Raw genomic sequence first — 21,578 nt, 5'->3', positions numbered from 1 at the left:
AGGCATTCTACAATAGCGACACAAAAAGGTAACGACTCAGGTTTGCAAGCGAGTTCACAACTTGGGCATGGCAGATCTGTTGACAAAAACGATATGGTTTCGAGAGATACTTATTTCTCGCCGCCCCCTGGAGCGCACCACAGGAGTCCGCAGTGCACACCGTATTCTATGTATCCGACGGCACCGCCATCACCGCCGAAGTCTTCGGCCACGCCGTGTTGAGCCAGTTTCCCCTGGCCTTCGAGCAGGTCACCATCCCCTTTGTCGAGACCCAGGAGAAAGCGCGCCAGGTACGGGCACGCATTGACGAGCAGTTTCGCCAGACCGGGGTGCGCCCCATCTTGTTTCACACCATCGTCGACCCCATGGTGCGTGAAGAGGTGCTCAAGGCCCAGGCCAGCAGCCACGATTTTCTCAACACCTTCGTGAGCCCTCTCGAACAGGAGCTCGGTATCAAGGCCGAGCCCAGGTTGCATCGCACCCATGGCATGGAAAACCGCAAGCTGTACGACGATCGCATCGAAGCGGTCAACTTTGCGCTGGCCAACGACGATGGCATCACCACCAGGGAGTATGACGAGGCAGACATCATCCTCATCGGGGTCTCCCGTTGCGGCAAGACACCGACCAGCCTCTATCTGGCACTGCAATTTGGCATTCGCGCCGCCAACTATCCCTTTATCGAGCAGGACATGGGATCGCTGGAGCTGCCCGCCGCCCTCAAGGCCAATCGCCACAAATTGTTCGGCCTCACCATCATGCCGCAGCGGCTGCACGAGATCCGCAACCAGCGCTGCGCCAACAGCCGCTACTCCTCACTTGATCAATGCAAACAGGAGCTGGCCAGCGTCGAGAGGCTGTTCCGCCAGGAGGCGATCCGCTTCCTCGATACCAGCTCCCACTCGGTCGAGGAGATCAGCGCCAAGATCCTGGAAGCAACCGGCCTTCGCCGCCAGCTCTGCTAACCTGCAAGGCTGTGACAGCACAACGCACCATGAAACAGATGAGTGGCAAGATAACGAAACAGAAGAACAGGATGAAAAAATGATGCCAGCATCATCGCTGGCATCCCATCACTCGCGGGGCAAGCAGGCTCAGGGCTTGTTGAGTTCCTTGTTGTTCATCAACATGCCGTGAAAATTAATGAGTCCCCTGCCCTTGCGGACTCGCTCGCTCAGCCAGCAGGCTGGCACCAGCCCCATCCCGGCAGCAAGGATGAGCACCATGGCGATGTGATTCACCAGGTAATCCGCTCCCAGCCAGCCCCAGACAACAAGGCTGCTCATCGCCATCGTCAGCAACATGGGGGATAGCCAGATCCCGAGCCAGAGCACGGCCATCACCAGGCCACCTACTATGCGCTCCATCATATGAGTCCCTTTTTATCAAAGGGCAACAAGGCCATGAAAACCGGACAGAGTCAAGATATGGAAATCCATTCGAACATAAAACCAGCAATCACTCTCAAAACCCCTTTCCAGATCATGAAAAACCTGCATGGCGCACAAAACAGCAGCCGATGATGAGGAAAACAGGTGCATGGTCGGTCGATTATCACTATTCTGCTCGGGTTGGTAGCCGCTACAAAAAACAGCCAGCGGCAAACCGTAACGATATAAATACGGATTTCGTCACGTTTTCGGCACAAGATGCCGCGCCAGGCAGAGGACGTGCTGTGGCTGACGGGACGCGAGCCGAGTGATTTCAGCGACGTAAGGAAGGAAGCATGGATCTTCAACAACACGGCGAGGAGCTCAAGCGCGGTTTGAAAAACCGCCATATCCAGCTCATCGCACTGGGCGGTGCCATCGGTACTGGCCTGTTCCTCGGCATTGCCGACACCATCAAGATGGCGGGCCCTGCGGTGCTGCTGGGTTATGCCATCGGCGGCTTCATCGCCTTCCTCATCATGCGCCAGCTGGGCGAGATGGTGGTGGAAGAGCCGGTTGCCGGCTCATTCAGCCATTTTGCCTACAAGTACTGGGGTGACTTCGCCGGCTTCGCCTCCGGCTGGAACTACTGGGTGCTCTATGTGCTGGTGAGCATGGCCGAGCTGACGGCAGTCGGTATCTATGTCCAGTACTGGTGGCCCGAGATCCCGACCTGGATGTCGGCGGCCTTCTTCTTCGTGCTGATCAACGCCATCAACCTCTCCAACGTCAAGGCGTTCGGCGAGATGGAGTTCTGGTTCGCCATCATCAAGGTGGTCGCCATTCTCGGCATGATTGGATTCGGCGGCTGGATGCTGTTCTCCGGCAGCGGCGGCCCCGAGGCCACGGTCAGCAACCTCTGGGCCCAGGGGGGCTTCTTCCCCAACGGCGTCGGCGGGCTGGTGATGGCCATGGCCTTCATCATGTTCTCCTTCGGCGGTCTGGAGCTGGTCGGCATCACGGCAGCGGAAGCGGACAATCCCGAGAAGAGCATCCCCAAGGCCACCAACCAGGTGATCTACCGCATCCTCATCTTCTACATCGGTGCCCTCACCGTACTGCTCTCCCTCTATCCCTGGGGCAAGGTAGTGGAAGGCGGCAGCCCGTTCGTGATGATCTTCCATGCGCTCGACAGCAACCTGGTAGCCAACGTACTTAACCTGGTGGTGCTGACCGCCGCGCTGTCGGTGTACAACAGCTGCGTCTACTGCAACAGCCGCATGCTGTTTGGCCTGGCCAAGCAGGGCAACGGCCCCAAGGCCCTGCTCAAGACCAGCAAGAGCGGCGTGCCCCTGACCGCCATCACCATCTCGGCCGCGGCCACCCTGCTGTGCGTGCTCATCAACTATTTGATCCCGGGCAAGGCCTTTGGTCTGCTGATGTCCCTGGTGGTCTCCGCCCTGGTCATCAACTGGGCCATGATCAGCCTGGCGCACCTCAAGTTCCGCAAGGTGAAGGCTGCAGAAGGCGTCACCACCAAGTTCAAGGCACTGTGGAGCCCGTTTGGCAACTACCTCTGCCTCGCCTTCATGGCCGCCATCCTGGTGATCATGTACATGAACGACGGCACCCGCATCTCGGTCGAGCTGATCCCGGCCTGGGTCCTGGTACTCGGTATCGGCTATCTGCTCAAACAGAAGAGCCAACGCAAGCTGGCGACCAACCTGGGCTAGGCATCGAGCCTCCTCCAACAAAAATGCCGGTCAGTGACCGGCATTTTTTTATTCCATTCCCGTTTCACCTGACCCAGTTCGCGGCTCGCTTGTCCTGCCAGTCCCTGCAATGACAAACCCGAGGGGTTGCCTCGGGTTTGAGTGATGGACAAAGGGGCTGTGTTATTCCAGCAGGAAGACGGCTTCTACATTGTCAGTGATGCTGATCTGCTGCTGTTGATAGCTGTTTTCCATCATGTCGGCGGCAGGGGCTGCCGCGGCCTTCATGGCACGGGTATAGACCGGCATGGGGGAACTGTTGCGGTATTCGACGCTATACACCTTGCCAAGCTTCATGCCGAAAGCCTTGGCCAGGGATTCCGCCTTGCTCGTGGCATCAGCGACAGCACCAAGCCGGGCCTGCTCCTTGATGACCTGTGGTGACTTCAGGCCGTACTCTATCTGGGTCACGGACTCCAGACCCGCCTTGAGGGCGGTATCCATCAACTGGCTGAGTTTGTCGAGTTGATAGAGTTTGACGGCCAGTTGGCGCTGGGCACGGTAACCCACCATTTCAGGCTGCTTGTTCTGGGGATATTGATACTCGGGGGAGATCACCAGATTGCCAGCCTCCACGTCGCTGCGCTTGATGCCGAGGCTCTCCAGCTGGCCAAAGAAGGCTGCTACCTTGGTATCTACCTGCTGTTTGGCCTTGATGCCCTGCTTCTCCAGTGCCGTGACGGCGACATTGAGCGTCAGCATGTCTGGTTCAGCCTTCTGCTCCGCATAGCCACTGACGACCAGATGGGGGGCCTGAGGAACCTCGATGGCAAGCAACGGAGCACTGACAACCAGCGCGGACAGGGTAAGAAGGGGACGCCACATAAAAAAACCTCCATCATTTAGATGGAGGTCATTATGCATGTCGTCGATTGGGATTCATATATCGTGTGTCGGCGGGATCTGGTCCAGCACCTGATTGGTCATGTCGATATTGATGCTGATCTCCCCTCCTCCTGAATTGCCATGGCTTGTCATCACGGAAGCAGGCGCCGGGCTGCCAAACAGCGATTCATCCTCAAAGTGGAACGAATCCCACGACAGAACATGACCTTGTGATGGCAGATTCGGCTCGGACGTCGTCACGACGGCCAGCCCCCCCCAGTCAAGCTCCTCACCGTGGCTGAGCAGCCCCTGCAAGGAGGTATCGCTCAGGCTCTGCAACGAATACTCCTGCTGCCCCCACTCATGGCCGACCAGCACCATCATATGGGGCAGGGGCGCATCCTCTGCAGGCGTGAAGCTGATACGAGAAGCGGCAAAGTCCACATTCAGCAACCCCGCCACCTCACCATCTTCGCTCTCCAGCTCCAGACCGTTGAGCGTGTCACCCGTCATCGTGGCCTGATAGCCAAAGCGGCCGGTGCAGACGATATTGTCCTGCCCGTTCCAGCTATAGCGAATGCCGTCGATGTCGACCCAGTTGAATGACTGCATGGTGACCCTCTCCTGATACTGCAGCTATCTTATCTGCCCACTCCATCAAATAACAGGGGCCGGGCACACCCGGCCCCCATACCCTGCTTACGGATCGACCTTGAGGTTGCCCTGATCCAGCAGATCCTGAATGATCTGCAGATTGGATTTGCCAGCCGTCAGATCCACGTTGTCAAAGAGGATGGTATGAGTCGTGGTGCCACTTCCCGCGCCATCCAGATCAATGGTCAGAGTCGACTTGCCACTGCCCGGACCAGGAGCAAAGGTAAGATAGTGATCCAGTGTGCTCGCATCGGCATGCTCACCACTGAGCAGTTCACTCAGGTCCAGAACATCTCCATTGGCCCCCGTGGTGAAGTCTTTGATGGTATCCGTGCCTCCTGCATCACCTGCCATCCATTTGAAGGTATCCTTGCCAGCCCCACCAGTCAGGGTATCACTGCCGGTACCCCCAATCAGCAGGTCGTCGCCACCACCACCACTCAAGATGTCGTTACCTGCCAGTCCGCTCAGGACATTGGCATTGCCATCGCCGGTCAGGCTGTCGTTGAACATGGACCCTACCAGGTTTTCCATGTTGCTCAGGCTGTCTGTCCCTGCCCCTCCGGTATTCTGATTGGCGCCATTGACTGTGACCGTGACCCCAGCAGCACTGTCGAAGTAACTGGCCGTATCATTGCCGTTGCCGCCATTCAAGGTGTCGTTGCCGAGCCCCCCAAGCAGGATGTCGTTCCCGGCATTGCCGTTGAGCGTATCGTTTCCAGATCCCCCAATAAGGATCTCATCGAGATAGCTCCCGGTAAGTGTCAAACCGCTCTGCACATCCACATACACCTTGGCCGTATCTGTGGTCGTGCTATTGGTGTAGTTGAACGAACCCTCGTAAGAGTTGGGAGTCGCATTGCCGGAGGTATCATCAAATGTTACCGAGCCTGCATTGTCTGTGACGGTCCCTCCAACGGCTCCCGAGACGCCCGTGATCATCTGGGTCGCAGCCAGAGGCCCGGTGTCATTGGCAAGCAGAGCCCAATCCGGAATGGTCGCCGGGTCCTGGTTGGTGATGATAAAGTCATCACGAACCACGGTAGGACCGACCGCCGGGTTGATAACGATGGACAAGGTGCTGGACGCAGTATCCCCATCATTGTCTATCACACTGTAACCCACGACCTGGTTTATCCCCCCGACCGGAATGGATGTCGGCGGAGTATAGGTGTAGGCGCCGTTGTCCATATCCACCTTGAGGATGCCGCCTGCAAGTGTAATGGTCCATTCATTGGTCGCTGTATTGAAAGTCCCGACTGATGTTCCTCCCGAGACGCCAGCGGAGTCCGTCTTCTGGTTGTAGGTATAAGTCACCCCGCCCACGGTAATGGCATTGAGCCAGCCACCGTCGGCCCCAGCACTCACTGCTACCCCGTTGATCAGTTGTCCTGCCAGGGGCGGAGCTACCACAGTGCTCAAAAGGGTCGCGGTCAGTTGGCTGAAGTCAGTCACCACCACTGCGGTGGTATTCGCCGGGCTGGCACCACTGACCCCGTTGTAGGCAATGGGATCCAGTGCAGACTGGGTCGCTCCCGAGCCCATCCCGAGCGCGTATGAATTGATGTTGTTCGCCGTCAGGAAATCGGCCCAGTCCTTGGTTTCACCGCTCAGTGTCGTGCCGTCACCATCGATCCCGTTCCCACCGCCAAGCGAGTTGTTGCCATCAGGAACTGTGGCGGGGGTACCGCTCAACGAGTTGGCATTTGGCAGACCATCCGACATGAAGTAAGAGACATTTTGCGCATTAGCGAGTCTACCTGTATCGCCAAAGGCTTTGATTGCCTCGTTCAGTGCATCATCGTAGTTGGTCGAGTCCGTGGGGGTAAGGCCAAGGATGATGGCCTTGGCTACATCGACCGAGACCCACACCCCGGTCGGATTGGCGGCTGAAGTGGAGAAGGTCACGATATTGACCATGACGCTGCCGTAGGCGCTGTATTTGTCCAGCAGCTCCAAAGCGGACTTTTGCATCACCTGCATCCGAGTCATGCCTTGATAGCCCGATGGATCACCCATACTGCCGGAAATATCGAGGATCAACATCAGATTCGTGTTCTGCACCTGAGTCGCCTGGCCTGCATTGGTAACAGCATTGGCAATGGGGGCATCATCACTGATCACAACCTGCAGGTTACCCGTGCCACTGTCGCCACTGGCATCCGTAGCCGACACGACGAAACTCGGACCATTCGCTGTATCACTGTTGCCTTGAACGTTGTGAGTCAGCACATTGTCTTTGAGCGTGTAGGTATAGTTCACCGTGTAGACACCGGCCGTGGGTCCGCTGACACCGGTTACCGTCAGCATTCCTTCCGTATTGTTGATCAAGGTCTGACTGCCGCCACTGGTCAAGTTGTAAGCCTGCCCACCGATGGTCAAGGTAGTCAGATTTTCCCCCTGGGTGTTGATGGTGAAGCTGCCATTGAATATCTCCGAATTACCACTGGCGGCCGTCCCCTCAGGCAGTCCCTCCTCATCAACCGTCGCATTGCCGATGGTCAATACAGGGACACGGGTATCCTGAGCAATATTGATGGTCAGAGTTGCCGGATCCGTATCACCATCGCCATCTTTGAGCGTGTAGGTAAATACCTCTGAGGCCCCCACGGGAACCGATGCCGCCGTGAGCGTATAGCTGTATTCGCCATCCAGCCCCATGGTCAGCGTCCCATACAGCCCGGTCACAGTGAATCCACCGGCAGGATTACTGTCTGAATTGCCGTTCGAGCTCACGACCTGGCTGATTGCCGCACCATCCGCCCCCATGACGTCCACCCCGGCACCGGCTGTGCCGCCGATGGTCCCCGCCCCGGTAATGACATTACCCGTCACCGGAGTGAACACACCTTCAGTGGCACTGTCAGCATCATCGTTGCCCGTCGGCACGTCATCGACAATCTGCACGCTCAGGGTGTTCGAGGCCGAGTCACCGTCGCTGTCCACTAGGCTCACCGCGAAGTCTTCGAACAGGCTGTTGTTGCCGTCCGCCGTCGGGTGCGCCCCGTTGTCGTTCAGGGTGTAGTTGTAGCTCACCAGCCCGGTCGCCGGGTTGTACCCAGTGATGGTCAGGGTGTTGCCCAGCGGCGTGGTCACCCCGCTCAGCGGGAAGCCCGCCACCACCCCGTTCACCACGATGTTGATGCCACCCACGCTCAGGGTCTTCACTCCGTCCGGCGCGCTGATGGTAAAGTCCCCCGTCACCGTGGTCGACTCCTTGCTGCTGTCCGACCCCGCCGATTCGTTCTCGCCGCGGGTCGCCAGCAGGTCGTCTTCGTACACCTTCGCATCCCCGCCCACGCCCTTGGGCGTCAGGTTGGTGATGGTCACCCCGTCATCGTCGTTCTTGATGGTCAGGGTCAGGGTCGCCGTGCTCACGTCTCCGTCCGCATCCGTCAGGGTGTAGGTGAACACTTCGCTGCCCACCCCGCCCCCGGTCAGCGCCTTGAAGTCTCCGTCGTTCGGGTTGAGGGTGTAGGTGTAGGTGCCGTTGGCATTGAGCACCAGGCTGCCGTAGGTCCCGCTCAGGGTGCCCGCAGTCACCGCCGCGCCATCCGCCCCCTGCACGTCGTTGGTGATGACATTGCCATTGAGGACCAGGTTGTTCTCGCTCGCCGCCGTCAGGTTGACGTCGCTCACCGCCGTCGGCACATCGTCCACAATCTGCACGCTCAGGGTGTTCGAGGCCGAGTCACCGTCGCTGTCCACTAGGCTCACCGCGAAGTCTTCGAACAGGCTGTTGTTGCCGTCCGCCGTCGGGTGCGCCCCGTTGTCGTTCAGGGTGTAGTTGTAGCTCACCAGCCCGGTCGCCGGGTTGTACCCAGTGATGGTCAGGGTGTTGCCCAGCGGCGTGGTCACCCCGCTCAGCGGGAAGCCCGCCACCACCCCGTTCACCACGATGTTGATGCCACCCACGCTCAGGGTCTTCACTCCGTCCGGCGCGCTGATGGTAAAGTCCCCCGTCACCGTGGTCGACTCCTTGCTGCTGTCCGACCCCGCCGATTCGTTCTCGCCGCGGGTCGCCAGCAGGTCGTCTTCGTACACCTTCGCATCCCCGCCCACGCCCTTGGGCGTCAGGTTGGTGATGGTCACCCCGTCATCGTCGTTCTTGATGGTCAGGGTCAGGGTCGCCGTGCTCACGTCTCCGTCCGCATCCGTCAGGGTGTAGGTGAACACTTCGCTGCCCACCCCGCCCCCGGTCAGCGCCTTGAAGTCTCCGTCGTTCGGGTTGAGGGTGTAGGTGTAGGTGCCGTTGGCATTGAGCACCAGGCTGCCGTAGGTCCCGCTCAGGGTGCCCGCAGTCACCGCCGCACCATCCGCCCCCTGCACGTCGTTGGTGATGACATTGCCATTGAGGACCAGGTTGTTCTCGCTCGCCGCCGTCAGGTTGACGTCGCTCACCGCCGTCGGCACATCGTCCACAATCTGCACGCTCAGGGTGTTCGAGGCCGAGTCACCGTCGCTGTCCACTAGGCTCACCGCGAAGTCTTCGAACAGGCTGTTGTTGCCGTCCGCCGTCGGGTGCGCCCCGTTGTCGTTCAGGGTGTAGTTGTAGCTCACCAGCCCGGTCGCCGGGTTGTACCCAGTGATGGTCAGGGTGTTGCCCAGCGGCGTGGTCACCCCGCTCAGCGGGAAGCCCGCCACCACCCCGTTCACCACGATGTTGATGCCACCCACGCTCAGGGTCTTCACTCCGTCCGGCGCGCTGATGGTAAAGTCCCCCGTCACCGTGGTCGACTCCTTGCTGCTGTCCGACCCCGCCGATTCGTTCTCGCCGCGGGTCGCCAGCAGGTCGTCTTCGTACACCTTCGCATCCCCGCCCACGCCCTTGGGCGTCAGGTTGGTGATGGTCACCCCGTCATCGTCGTTCTTGATGGTCAGGGTCAGGGTCGCCGTGCTCACGTCTCCGTCCGCATCCGTCAGGGTGTAGGTGAACACTTCGCTGCCCACCCCGCCCCCGGTCAGCGCCTTGAAGTCTCCGTCGTTCGGGTTGAGGGTGTAGGTGTAGGTGCCGTTGGCATTGAGCACCAGGCTGCCGTAGGTCCCGCTCAGGGTGCCCGCAGTCACCGCCGCGCCATCCGCCCCCTGCACGTCGTTGGTGATGACGTTGCCATTGAGGACCAGGTTGTTCTCGCTCGCCGCCGTCAGGTTGACGTCGCTCACCGCCGTCGGCACATCGTCCACAATCTGCACGCTCAGGGTGTTCGAGGCCGAGTCACCGTCGCTGTCCACTAGGCTCACCGCGAAGTCTTCGAACAGGCTGTTGTTGCCGTCCGCCGTCGGGTGCGCCCCGTTGTCGTTCAGGGTGTAGTTGTAGCTCACCAGCCCGGTCGCCGGGTTGTACCCAGTGATGGTCAGGGTGTTGCCCAGCGGCGTGGTCACCCCGCTCAGCGGGAAGCCCGCCACCACCCCGTTCACCACGATGTTGATGCCACCCACGCTCAGGGTCTTCACTCCGTCCGGCGCGCTGATGGTAAAGTCCCCCGTCACCGTGGTCGACTCCTTGCTGCTGTCCGACCCCGCCGATTCGTTCTCGCCGCGGGTCGCCAGCAGGTCGTCTTCGTACACCTTCGCATCCCCGCCCACGCCCTTGGGCGTCAGGTTGGTGATGGTCACCCCGTCATCGTCGTTCTTGATGGTCAGGGTCAGGGTCGCCGTGCTCACGTCTCCGTCCGCATCCGTCAGGGTGTAGGTGAACACTTCGCTGCCCACCCCGCCCCCGGTCAGCGCCTTGAAGTCTCCGTCGTTCGGGTTGAGGGTGTAGGTGTAGGTGCCGTTGGCATTGAGCACCAGGCTGCCGTAGGTCCCGCTCAGGGTGCCCGCAGTCACCGCCGCGCCATCCGCCCCCTGCACGTCGTTGGTGATGACGTTGCCATTGAGGACCAGGTTGTTCTCGCTCGCCGCCGTCAGGTTGACGTCGCTCACCGCCGTCGGCACATCGTCCACAATCTGCACGCTCAGGGTGTTCGAGGCCGAGTCACCGTCGCTGTCCACTAGGCTCACCGCGAAGTCTTCGAACAGGCTGTTGTTGCCGTCCGCCGTCGGGTGCGCCCCGTTGTCGTTCAGGGTGTAGTTGTAGCTCACCAGCCCGGTCGCCGGGTTGTACCCAGTGATGGTCAGGGTGTTGCCCAGCGGCGTGGTCACCCCGCTCAGCGGGAAGCCCGCCACCACCCCGTTCACCACGATGTTGATGCCACCCACGCTCAGGGTCTTCACTCCGTCCGGCGCGCTGATGGTAAAGTCCCCCGTCACCGTGGTCGACTCCTTGCTGCTGTCCGACCCCGCCGATTCGTTCTCGCCGCGGGTCGCCAGCAGGTCGTCTTCGTACACCTTCGCATCCCCGCCCACGCCCTTGGGCGTCAGGTTGGTGATGGTCACCCCGTCATCGTCGTTCTTGATGGTCAGGGTCAGGGTCGCCGTGCTCACGTCTCCGTCCGCATCCGTCAGGGTGTAGGTGAACACTTCGCTGCCCACCCCGCCCCCGGTCAGCGCCTTGAAGTCTCCGTCGTTCGGGTTGAGGGTGTAGGTGTAGGTGCCGTTGGCATTGAGCACCAGGCTGCCGTAGGTCCCGCTCAGGGTGCCCGCAGTCACCGCCGCGCCATCCGCCCCCTGCACGTCGTTGGTGATGACGTTGCCATTGAGGACCAGGTTGTTCTCGCTCGCCGCCGTCAGGTTGACGTCGCTCACCGCCGTCGGCACATCGTCCACAATCTGCACGCTCAGGGTGTTCGAGGCCGAGTCACCGTCGCTGTCCACTAGGCTCACCGCGAAGTCTTCGAACAGGCTGTTGTTGCCGTCCGCCGTCGGGTGCGCCCCGTTGTCGTTCAGGGTGTAGTTGTAGCTCACCAGCCCGGTCGCCGGGTTGTACCCAGTGATGGTCAGGGTGTTGCCCAGCGGCGTGGTCACCCCGCTCAGCGGGAAGCCCGCCACCACCCCGTTCACCACGATGTTGATGCCACCCACGCTCAGGGTCTTCACTCCGTCCGGCGCGCTGATGGTAAAGTCCCCCGTCACCGTGGTCGACTCCTTGCTGCTGTCCGACCCCGCCGATTCGTTCTCGCCGCGGGTCGCCAGCAGGTCGTCTTCGTACACCTTCGCATCCCCGCCCACGCCCTTGGGCGTCAGGTTGGTGATGGTCACCCCGTCATCGTCGTTCTTGATGGTCAGGGTCAGGGTCGCCGTGCTCACGTCTCCGTCCGCATCCGTCAGGGTGTAGGTGAACACTTCGCTGCCCACCCCGCCCCCGGTCAGCGCCTTGAAGTCTCCGTCGTTCGGGTTGAGGGTGTAGGTGTAGGTGCCGTTGGCATTGAGCACCAGGCTGCCGTAGGTCCCGCTCAGGGTGCCCGCAGTCACCGCCGCGCCATCCGCCCCCTGCACGTCGTTGGTGATGACGTTGCCATTGAGGACCAGGTTGTTCTCGCTCGCCGCCGTCAGGTTGACGTCGCTCACCGCCGTCGGCACATCGTCCACAATCTGCACGCTCAGGGTGTTCGAGGCCGAGTCACCGTCGCTGTCCACTAGGCTCACCGCGAAGTCTTCGAACAGGCTGTTGTTGCCGTCCGCCGTCGGGTGCGCCCCGTTGTCGTTCAGGGTGTAGTTGTAGCTCACCAGCCCGGTCGCCGGGTTGTACCCAGTGATGGTCAGGGTGTTGCCCAGCGGCGTGGTCACCCCGCTCAGCGGGAAGCCCGCCACCACCCCGTTCACCACGATGTTGATGCCACCCACGCTCAGGGTCTTCACTCCGTCCGGCGCGCTGATGGTAAAGTCCCCCGTCACCGTGGTCGACTCCTTGCTGCTGTCCGACCCCGCCGATTCGTTCTCGCCGCGGGTCGCCAGCAGGTCGTCTTCGTACACCTTCGCATCCCCGCCCACGCCCTTGGGCGTCAGGTTGGTGATGGTCACCCCGTCATCGTCGTTCTTGATGGTCAGGGTCAGGGTCGCCGTGCTCACGTCTCCGTCCGCATCCGTCAGGGTGTAGGTGAACACTTCGCTGCCCACCCCGCCCCCGGTCAGCGCCTTGAAGTCTCCGTCGTTCGGGTTGAGGGTGTAGGTGTAGGTGCCGTTGGCATTGAGCACCAGGCTGCCGTAGGTCCCGCTCAGGGTGCCCGCAGTCACCGCCGCGCCATCCGCCCCCTGCACGTCGTTGGTGATGACGTTGCCATTGAGGACCAGGTTGTTCTCGCTCGCCGCCGTCAGGTTGACGTCGCTCACCGCCGTCGGCACATCGTCCACAATCTGCACGCTCAGGGTGTTCGAGGCCGAGTCACCGTCGCTGTCCACTAGGCTCACCGCGAAGTCTTCGAACAGGCTGTTGTTGCCGTCCGCCGTCGGGTGCGCCCCGTTGTCGTTCAGGGTGTAGTTGTAGCTCACCAGCCCGGTCGCCGGGTTGTACCCAGTGATGGTCAGGGTGTTGCCCAGCGGCGTGGTCACCCCGCTCAGCGGGAAGCCCGCCACCACCCCGTTCACCACGATGTTGATGCCACCCACGCTCAGGGTCTTCACTCCGTCCGGCGCGCTGATGGTAAAGTCCCCCGTCACCGTGGTCGACTCCTTGCTGCTGTCCGACCCCGCCGATTCGTTCTCGCCGCGGGTCGCCAGCAGGTCGTCTTCGTACACCTTCGCATCCCCGCCCACGCCCTTGGGCGTCAGGTTGGTGATGGTCACCCCGTCATCGTCGTTCTTGATGGTCAGGGTCAGGGTCGCCGTGCTCACGTCTCCGTCCGCATCCGTCAGGGTGTAGGTGAACACTTCGCTGCCCACCCCGCCCCCGGTCAGCGCCTTGAAGTCTCCGTCGTTCGGGTTGAGGGTGTAGGTGTAGGTGCCGTTGGCATTGAGCACCAGGCTGCCGTAGGTCCCGCTCAGGGTGCCCGCAGTCACCGCCGCGCCATCCGCCCCCTGCACGTCGTTGGTGATGACGTTGCCATTGAGGACCAGGTTGTTCTCGCTCGCCGCCGTCAGGTTGACGTCGCTCACCGCCGTCGGCACATCGTCCACAATCTGCACGCTCAGGGTGTTCGAGGCCGAGTCACCGTCGCTGTCCACTAGGCTCACCGCGAAGTCTTCGAACAGGCTGTTGTTGCCGTCCGCCGTCGGGTGCGCCCCGTTGTCGTTCAGGGTGTAGTTGTAGCTCACCAGCCCGGTCGCCGGGTTGTACCCAGTGATGGTCAGGGTGTTGCCCAGCGGCGTGGTCACCCCGCTCAGCGGGAAGCCCGCCACCACCCCGTTCACCACGATGTTGATGCCACCCACGCTCAGGGTCTTCACTCCGTCCGGCGCGCTGATGGTAAAGTCCCCCGTCACCGTGGTCGACTCCTTGCTGCTGTCCGACCCCGCCGATTCGTTCTCGCCGCGGGTCGCCAGCAGGTCGTCTTCGTACACCTTCGCATCCCCGCCCACGCCCTTGGGCGTCAGGTTGGTGATGGTCACCCCGTCATCGTCGTTCTTGATGGTCAGGGTCAGGGTCGCCGTGCTCACGTCTCCGTCCGCATCCGTCAGGGTGTAGGTGAACACTTCGCTGCCCACCCCGCCCCCGGTCAGCGCCTTGAAGTCTCCGTCGTTCGGGTTGAGGGTGTAGGTGTAGGTGCCGTTGGCATTGAGCACCAGGCTGCCGTAGGTCCCGCTCAGGGTGCCCGCAGTCACCGCCGCGCCATCCGCCCCCTGCACGTCGTTGGTGATGACGTTGCCATTGAGGACCAGGTTGTTCTCGCTCGCCGCCGTCAGGTTGACGTCGCTCACCGCCGTCGGCACATCGTCCACAATCTGCACGCTCAGGGTGTTCGAGGCCGAGTCACCGTCGCTGTCCACTAGGCTCACCGCGAAGTCTTCGAACAGGCTGTTGTTGCCGTCCGCCGTCGGGTGCGCCCCGTTGTCGTTCAGGGTGTAGTTGTAGCTCACCAGCCCGGTCGCCGGGTTGTACCCAGTGATGGTCAGGGTGTTGCCCAGCGGCGTGGTCACCCCGCTCAGCGGGAAGCCCGCCACCACCCCGTTCACCACGATGTTGATGCCACCCACGCTCAGGGTCTTCACTCCGTCCGGCGCGCTGATGGTAAAGTCCCCCGTCACCGTGGTCGACTCCTTGCTGCTGTCCGACCCCGCCGATTCGTTCTCGCCGCGGGTCGCCAGCAGGTCGTCTTCGTACACCTTCGCATCCCCGCCCACGCCCTTGGGCGTCAGGTTGGTGATGGTCACCCCGTCATCGTCGTTCTTGATGGTCAGGGTCAGGGTCGCCGTGCTCACGTCTCCGTCCGCATCCGTCAGGGTGTAGGTGAACACTTCGCTGCCCACCCCGCCCCCGGTCAGCGCCTTGAAGTCTCCGTCGTTCGGGTTGAGGGTGTAGGTGTAGGTGCCGTTGGCATTGAGCACCAGGCTGCCGTAGGTCCCGCTCAGGGTGCCCGCAGTCACCGCCGCGCCATCCGCCCCCTGCACGTCGTTGGTGATGACGTTGCCATTGAGGACCAGGTTGTTCTCGCTCGCCGCCGTCAGGTTGACGTCGCTCACCGCCGTCGGCACATCGTCCACAATCTGCACGCTCAGGGTGTTCGAGGCCGAGTCACCGTCGCTGTCCACTAGGCTCACCGCGAAGTCTTCGAACAGGCTGTTGTTGCCGTCCGCCGTCGGGTGCGCCCCGTTGTCGTTCAGGGTGTAGTTGTAGCTCACCAGCCCGGTCGCCGGGTTGTACCCAGTGATGGTCAGGGTGTTGCCCAGCGGCGTGGTCACCCCGCTCAGCGGGAAGCCCGCCACCACCCCGTTCACCACGATGTTGATGCCACCCACGCTCAGGGTCTTCACTCCGTCCGGCGCGCTGATGGTAAAGTCCCCCGTCACCGTGGTCGACTCCTTGCTGCTGTCCGACCCCGCCGATTCGTTCTCGCCGCGGGTCGCCAGCAGGTCGTCTTCGTACACCTTCGCATCCCCGCCCACGCCCTTGGGCGTCAGGTTGGTGATGGTCACCCCGTCATCGTCGTTCTTGATGGTCAGGGTCAGGGTCGCCGTGCTCACGTCTCCGTCCGCATCCGTCAGGGTGTAGGTGAACACTTCGCTGCCCACCCCGCCCCCGGTCAGCGCCTTGAAGTCTCCGTCGTTCGGGTTGAGGGTGTAGGTGTAGGTGCCGTTGGCATTGAGCACCAGGCTGCCGTAGGTCCCGCTCAGGGTGCCCGCAGTCACCGCCGCGCCATCCGCCCCCTGCACGTCGTTGGTGATGACGTTGCCATTGAGGACCAGGTTGTTCTCGCTCGCCACCGTCAGGTTGACGTCGCTCACCGCCGTCGGCACGTCATCCAGCACCACGACATCCAGCCCTGCACTGGTCGTGTCGCCATCGAGGTCCGTCAACACGACGTTGAAGCTCTCCGTCAGAGCCCCATCATTTGCAGGTTTGTTATGTGTTTCGTTATCGTTCAGGGTGTAGCTGTAGGTCACGCTGCCAACCCCTGTCACCGGGTTGTAGCTGACGCCGGTCACCAGCAGTTGATTTCCCAAAGGACTGGGGATCCCCTGGGGGAAGGTGGTCAAGACCTGGCCATTGCTGATCAGCGTCACACCTCCCAGTGTCAGGCTTTGTACTCCATCTGCCGCATTGAATGTAAAGGTACTGCTCTTGGTCAAGGCGGCGCCATCGGGGGCTGAGCCATCCGGCAATGCGGCTTCTTCAAGGACAAGCTCACCACCCTCGACCTGCAATCCATTCAGCGAGACAGGCTCATCTACAGGGGTGATGGTGATGGTCAGAGTGGCGTCGTTGGTATCATCCCCATCCGTTACGGTGTAATTGACCGCAGGTACAGGGCCTGTGTAGTTCAGCGCAGGGGTAAAGGTATAGGAGCCGTCCGCATTGATGATCAGCGTACCAATCCCATCCAGCGTGCTCTCAACGCCGGCAGCAATTCCCTGATTGCTGCCCCAGCTATAGGAAATGACAGACGTATCAAGGGGACCATCCGGATTGTTGCTGTTGTCGAGCACATTGCCACTGATGGCCTGATCTTCCTGGGTAACAGCAGACTCATCCTGATCATCGAGCTGATTCTCGGGCAGAAGATCGTCTTCCTGCAGCACATTCTGATCGATCAACGTGTCATAGCCGGTATCGAATCCGGCCTCGGCTATGGTCGCATCTCCGATGCGATCTATGACAACAAAACCACCATTGCCACTGGCCCCAGCGACCCCGCCGATACCGCCACCACCACCGGCGGCAGGTGCCCCACCGGCAGCAGAGGCTTCGAAGTTCTTGGTCGGGTCAACCCCTTGCAGGATGGATTGTTGCAACGCCGCAATTTCTGGCGACACTTCAGGCGAGCCTTGCTGATGATTGGCAACCGATGAGGAAGATTGCCCCTCTGGAGGCATCTCTGTCCCTGCCGGGACACCATTGCCCTCTGCAGGTTTGTCATCGTAGGGCGCCAGCATCAATTTGGCATCATCAGCGATATTGAGTCTGGCGCCAGGCTGCAGTATCTCGCCAGGCTGGAGAGGGCGACTGCTGCCATCGGCAAGCAGGATCTGAACGTTGCCTTCTACGGAAGAGACGACCACGGTTTTGTCGATGATTTGGGTGCGCATATCCATTGCTCCAGGGTGACAGATCTTGATGCCTACACTCTAGATACGCCCCCGTCCTGCTTCCGTTGCAAAAATGTACAGGGTTGAGTCTCTTTGACTTCATCCGATGCAGCGAATCGAACGAATATTTTTTACATATAAAAATCAAATAAGTAACAGCGCGAGTTTTAGTGATATTACCTATATGTCGCGTAAAAATGATGTACATATTCTAAACAGATATAAAAAAGGGCCCTTAATGGGCCCCTTTCTATCGAGTTGTACCGCTTATGCCAGTGGAAATGCAGGGTGAACGAACCCCTGATAACCATCGATATGCAAACTGGACAACAATTCAACCTGCCGTTTATCTTCCACACGGGTGGCGATGGTCATGACACCCGCGTTGTGGGCAGCCCGACAGACAGCCGCCAGGAAGGAGGTATCGGCGCCTGGTTCCATGACCTGGCTGGTATACCCGTGGTCCACCTTGACATAAGCGGGGGTCAGCTCTTCCAGATAGCCGAGGGACTGGAAGTGCCGGCCATAGTGATCGACCCCCCACAAGAAGCCGTGCTCTCGCAACAGCTCAACCAGATGAGTCACATACTCTTTGTGTTTCATGATGGCCGCTTCCGGGATCTCGAACAGCAGTCGCTCCTTCAGCTCCACGTTCAGCGACAGATAGCCTCTGAGCCATGTCAGGAACTCATCCGAACAGAGAGAACCCGCCGTGATATTGACTGCCAACACCAATTCCGGTTGCTGCTTGAACAAGGGGACGCAGGCTTCCAGCACCGCCTTGTCAAACTCGGCCCCCATCTTGAACTGCTCGATCGCAGGCAAGAACTGCCCTGCGAAGTAATCCGTTCCATCTCGCGAGATGGCCGCGAACAACTCGGCATGCAGGCGGGTACCATCATCGAAGCGGCATGCAGGCTGTGCCTTGAAGCGCCAGAGATGTCTGGCAATGGCATCCTGCACCAGGTCTCGCCAGGCAAGGCGTCCCATCAGTCCCTGCTCATTGCCGCCTTCCATCACGACGGCACCGCGCCGCTCATTGCGCGCTTTGCCAAGGGCGTTATCCGCCTTCGTCAGCAGGGCCGAGAGATCGTCATTGCCATCACGGCCAGCGATGCCGACGACGGACAGCGCACCGCTTTCTCCCATGGGATTGACAACCAGATCGGCGATACGGCTGTTGATGAGCTCCGCCAGCTCCTTGAGCTGAGACAGATCATCGGTGGGGCAGAGCAAGGCATACTCCGTCGCCGAGATCCGGGCCAGCGCCGCGCCATCCCAGCCATCCAGCAATTCCCTGAGCACCTGTGCAATGGATTTGACCATGTTGTCCCTTGCAGCAAAGCCCTCTTCCCGATAGAGATCGTCCAGCATGTCGACGGCCACCAGCATGACCCCGCCCTGCCCGGCCTCCGCAATCCAGGCATTGACCTGCCCGACGAAGTAAGAGCGGTTGCCAAGCCCGGAGACGGCATCCACATAGACGCGGGCTCGCAGATTCTCGGCCTCGTCGGCCTGCTCTTTGAACTGCACGGCAAGCTTGCTGGAAAGGGTATTGATGGCCTGTACCACTTGCCGCAGCTCGCGGGTCTTGGGCTCGGGAATGGCGTGGCCGAAATGGTGCAGCTCGATTTCAACCGCCTGATCGCAAATCAGCTTGAGCGGTTTGAGCAGATAATTGAGCGCCCGCATCAGCAAGAGAGTGGTGACGAGAAAGCCGACCAGGAACCAGGTGGCCAGTTCGCTCATTCCTTTCCAAAGCTCGTAGTAGGCTTGTCCAGGGTGGCCGACGACCTTCAGCTTGCCCAGTTGCAGCCAACCCGACGTCAAAATCGATTCATTGGCCACTTCAGGGAACAGCTCCAGCCCAATGAACCACTGTGGGACCCCTTCGATATGGCTGCTGTTCTCCAGCTCGATGACATCCTTGGAGGCCAGCAGATCGAGACGGACCAGCTTGTAGTAACCCCCGTCGAACACCGCCTTGATCACGGATTCGGCACTGACCTTGTCGCCGTTCTCCAGATAGGGGGTCAGCGCCAGACCCAGTGCGGTGGACGTATTGATGACGGTGGTCTCCTGCTGCTGCGCCAGGTAGTTGCGGGTCGAATTGAATTGCACCCAATAGGTGGCGGCAAACAGCAATCCGAACAGCAGCAGCATGGTTGCCAATAGTTGTCTGTAGAGCGTCATAGGTTAATCATCCAAATTGACCGCAGGCCGAGCCAATCGCCCCGATGTCATGCGATTGCGTAAGTCCGTCCATAATCCCAAGCGGGATGATTGCCCGGCCAGTTCCCCTTGACCACGCGCTTTCATCAGCCACAAGTGACTACCGTTAAAACTGTAAATTGGCAACAAATCCGCCCGTTGGGTCGCCGGGCGAATTGAGCCGACAAGATTGTCCAGAATCAGGGGTACTGCCGCAGGCGTCTCATAGTAGGCAACGACCATATGAAACTGGTTATAATCCAATGCCTTGACATATACCATTCGCATTTTTTCATCAGGGATGCCAAGTTCCAGCAAGGTAAAATACTTGGAAATGCTGAAGTCTTCACAATCTCCCCCCGCTGCGCCCAGAAATTCCAGCGGTGTCGCCCAATAATCCTTCTTGTGCCACAACTTGATGTCATCGATGAAACGCATCTGGTTGAAGAACTGGTTCACCTTCTCCAGCTTCTGCCGATCCGTCAGCCCCGCCGCCTTGTTCTGCATTGCCAAAGTGCGCCAGCTGGTGACCCGTTTGCCGGCCCTGGGGCCATAGGTCTCCTCAGCGCGCTTGACCAGTTTCATATCCTCCGGTGAGAGAGGCTGGCTGGCGCTGAGCAGCAGGGGGATCGCCAGCAGGGCCAGCCATAGCAGGCGAACCCGCCAGGGCGCGCGTGCACCTGCGACAGCTCGATACCCATCACGTCGGCTCCAGCCTGTCGATGCCACTTCTTTCTGTGTCATGACGCCGCCATCATCCCCTGACCGCCGGACGCATAAAAGAATGACTGCAGCACGCTGCAGCCATTCCCCTTGCCTGATATGACATCAGTGGCAGGGCCATCAGTTGTTGTTGGCCTGCCATTCAGCCGGTTGCTGCACATTCAGGGCATTGAGCAGACCACCGGTGGCATTGAGGATACGATAATCCGCCAACAGGGAGTCGTACTCGGCCGTGATGTAGCTGCGGCGAGCCTCGAACAGTTCGTTCTCCGTGTTCAGCACGTCCAGCAAGGTCCGTTGGCCCAGGCCGAATTGCTTCTTGTACGCCTGTACGGTGTCATAGCTGGCGTCCACGTGCTCTTTGAGGAAGACTTTTTGCTTGGCCAGCGACTCTTTGGCGTTCCAGGCGAGGCGGGTCCCCTCTTCCACCTGACGGAAGGCATTCATGTGAATGTCTTTGGCCTGGGAATAGAGCGCAGAGGTTGCCTTGCTTTCTGCCAGATCGGACCCACCGCGGAACAGGTTGTAACGCATCCGGACCATGGCGGTGAGATCGTCGTTACGGCCTTTGACCGCATCAATGTCCTCGTTCCAGTTCTGATCCACTTCAAAGGCTACGTTCGGGTAGAACCCTGACTTGGAGCCTTCATGCTGGTACTTCGCCTCTTCGATGTCCTGCAGGGATGACAGCAGGGTCGGGTGAACCTCTGTTGCCGTCTTCAGCGCATCTTCCAGTGTTGCTGGCAGGAGCTGGGTGTTCGGTACTGGCTGAACGAGATCCTTGGGCACTTCATTGACGACACGGATGAACTCACTCTCGGCATCCCGATAGTTGTTCTCCGCCGCCGCCTGATTGGAGTAAGCCCGAGCCACACGACCGTCGATCTGGGTCTGGTCAGCGGTCGACCCAAGACCGGAGTCGGTCCGTTTCTGAATGTCACTGCGGATCTGCTCGTGGGTTTCAAGGTTCTGCTTGGACAGCTCCAGAATCTCCTGCTGACGCAGCATGTTGAGATAGACCTCGGCCACGCGCAGGGCCGTGTTCTCCGCCTCGGAGATCATCGCCAGGCGCTGGGCCTGGGCGGCGGCATCGGTCCGTGCCACGTTGCTGCTGACATCAAAGCCGTCAAACAGCATCTGGCGAAGGCTGATCCCGGCCTCCTTGCGCGTCATGGAGTCATCGATCGTCTGTGAATTGGGACCTGCGGCACGGGTCGAGGGACTGTCAGTCTTCTCGTAACCGACGCCACCACGCAGATCAATGGTGGGGTAATAGCCGCCCTTGGCTCCATCATGCTGATACAGTCGTGCCTGATAGAGATCAAAAGCTTCCTTGATTTTCGGATGGGTAGCCAGTGACTGCGCCACTGACTGTTCCAGCGTCTGTGCCTGGCTCAGGCCCGGGAACAGTATGGTGCCACTAACCAGCATGGCAACAATCGTCTTCTTCATGGTATCTCCA

At 60.3% G+C, this 21,578-nt stretch carries 9 protein-coding genes; 2 read left to right on the top strand and 7 right to left on the bottom strand.

Translation table 11 applies throughout. The features are described from left to right. Window positions 1-152 precede the first annotated feature (152 nt). Window positions 153-965, top strand: coding sequence for a pyruvate, water dikinase regulatory protein (locus tag I6L48_RS12050; RefSeq protein ID WP_113070083.1), 813 nt, complete (start codon window positions 153-155; stop codon window positions 963-965). A gap of 129 nt (window positions 966-1,094) precedes the next feature. On the opposite strand, the gene I6L48_RS12045 is transcribed toward I6L48_RS12050, so the two are convergent. Beyond that, window positions 1,095-1,367, bottom strand: a complete 273-nt coding sequence (locus tag I6L48_RS12045; RefSeq protein ID WP_052814577.1) for a hypothetical protein — start codon at window positions 1,365-1,367, stop codon at window positions 1,095-1,097. A 359-nt stretch (window positions 1,368-1,726) separates the two neighbouring features. Between I6L48_RS12045 and I6L48_RS12040 the strand changes: the two genes are divergently transcribed. After that, window positions 1,727-3,103 (top strand): amino acid permease, encoded by a 1,377-nt coding sequence (locus I6L48_RS12040; protein ID WP_039041364.1) that lies wholly within the window; start codon window positions 1,727-1,729, stop codon window positions 3,101-3,103. Window positions 3,104-3,265: 162 nt separating this feature from the next. Here I6L48_RS12040 and I6L48_RS12035 read toward each other — a convergent pair whose 3' ends face one another. The 6 genes from I6L48_RS12035 to I6L48_RS12010 all read right to left on the bottom strand — a co-directional run bounded on the left by I6L48_RS12035 (window position 3,266) and on the right by I6L48_RS12010 (window position 21,568). Next, window positions 3,266-3,967: an SIMPL domain-containing protein gene (locus tag I6L48_RS12035; RefSeq protein WP_010675156.1), complete on the bottom strand. Its 702-nt coding sequence runs from the start codon at window positions 3,965-3,967 to the stop codon at window positions 3,266-3,268. Window positions 3,968-4,021: 54 nt separating this feature from the next. Then, the gene (locus I6L48_RS12030; protein ID WP_109112813.1) at window positions 4,022-4,579 is read right to left on the bottom strand and encodes a hypothetical protein; all 558 of its coding nucleotides are present in this window, start codon (window positions 4,577-4,579) and stop codon (window positions 4,022-4,024) included. Window positions 4,580-4,666: 87 nt separating this feature from the next. Further along, window positions 4,667-17,182 (bottom strand): retention module-containing protein, encoded by a 12,516-nt coding sequence (locus I6L48_RS12025; protein WP_254203212.1) that lies wholly within the window; start codon window positions 17,180-17,182, stop codon window positions 4,667-4,669. Between the two features lie 267 nt (window positions 17,183-17,449). After that, on the bottom strand, window positions 17,450-19,375 hold the full coding sequence (locus tag I6L48_RS12020; RefSeq protein WP_113070081.1) for an EAL domain-containing protein: 1,926 nt from the start codon (window positions 19,373-19,375) through the stop codon (window positions 17,450-17,452). Window positions 19,376-19,378: 3 nt separating this feature from the next. Then, entirely contained in the window at window positions 19,379-20,137 is a 759-nt protein-coding gene (locus I6L48_RS12015) for a transglutaminase-like cysteine peptidase (RefSeq protein ID WP_223917454.1), read from the bottom strand. Between the two features lie 99 nt (window positions 20,138-20,236). After that, window positions 20,237-21,568, bottom strand: coding sequence for a TolC family outer membrane protein (locus tag I6L48_RS12010; protein WP_010675164.1), 1,332 nt, complete (start codon window positions 21,566-21,568; stop codon window positions 20,237-20,239). Window positions 21,569-21,578 lie beyond the last annotated feature (10 nt).

Source organism: Aeromonas sp. FDAARGOS 1418 (assembly GCF_019048585.1).
Classification (GTDB): Bacteria; Pseudomonadota; Gammaproteobacteria; order Enterobacterales; family Aeromonadaceae; genus Aeromonas; species Aeromonas caviae.
Note: the sequence above shows the minus strand (reverse complement) of the source record. Positions and strands in the feature narration are given on the sequence as shown.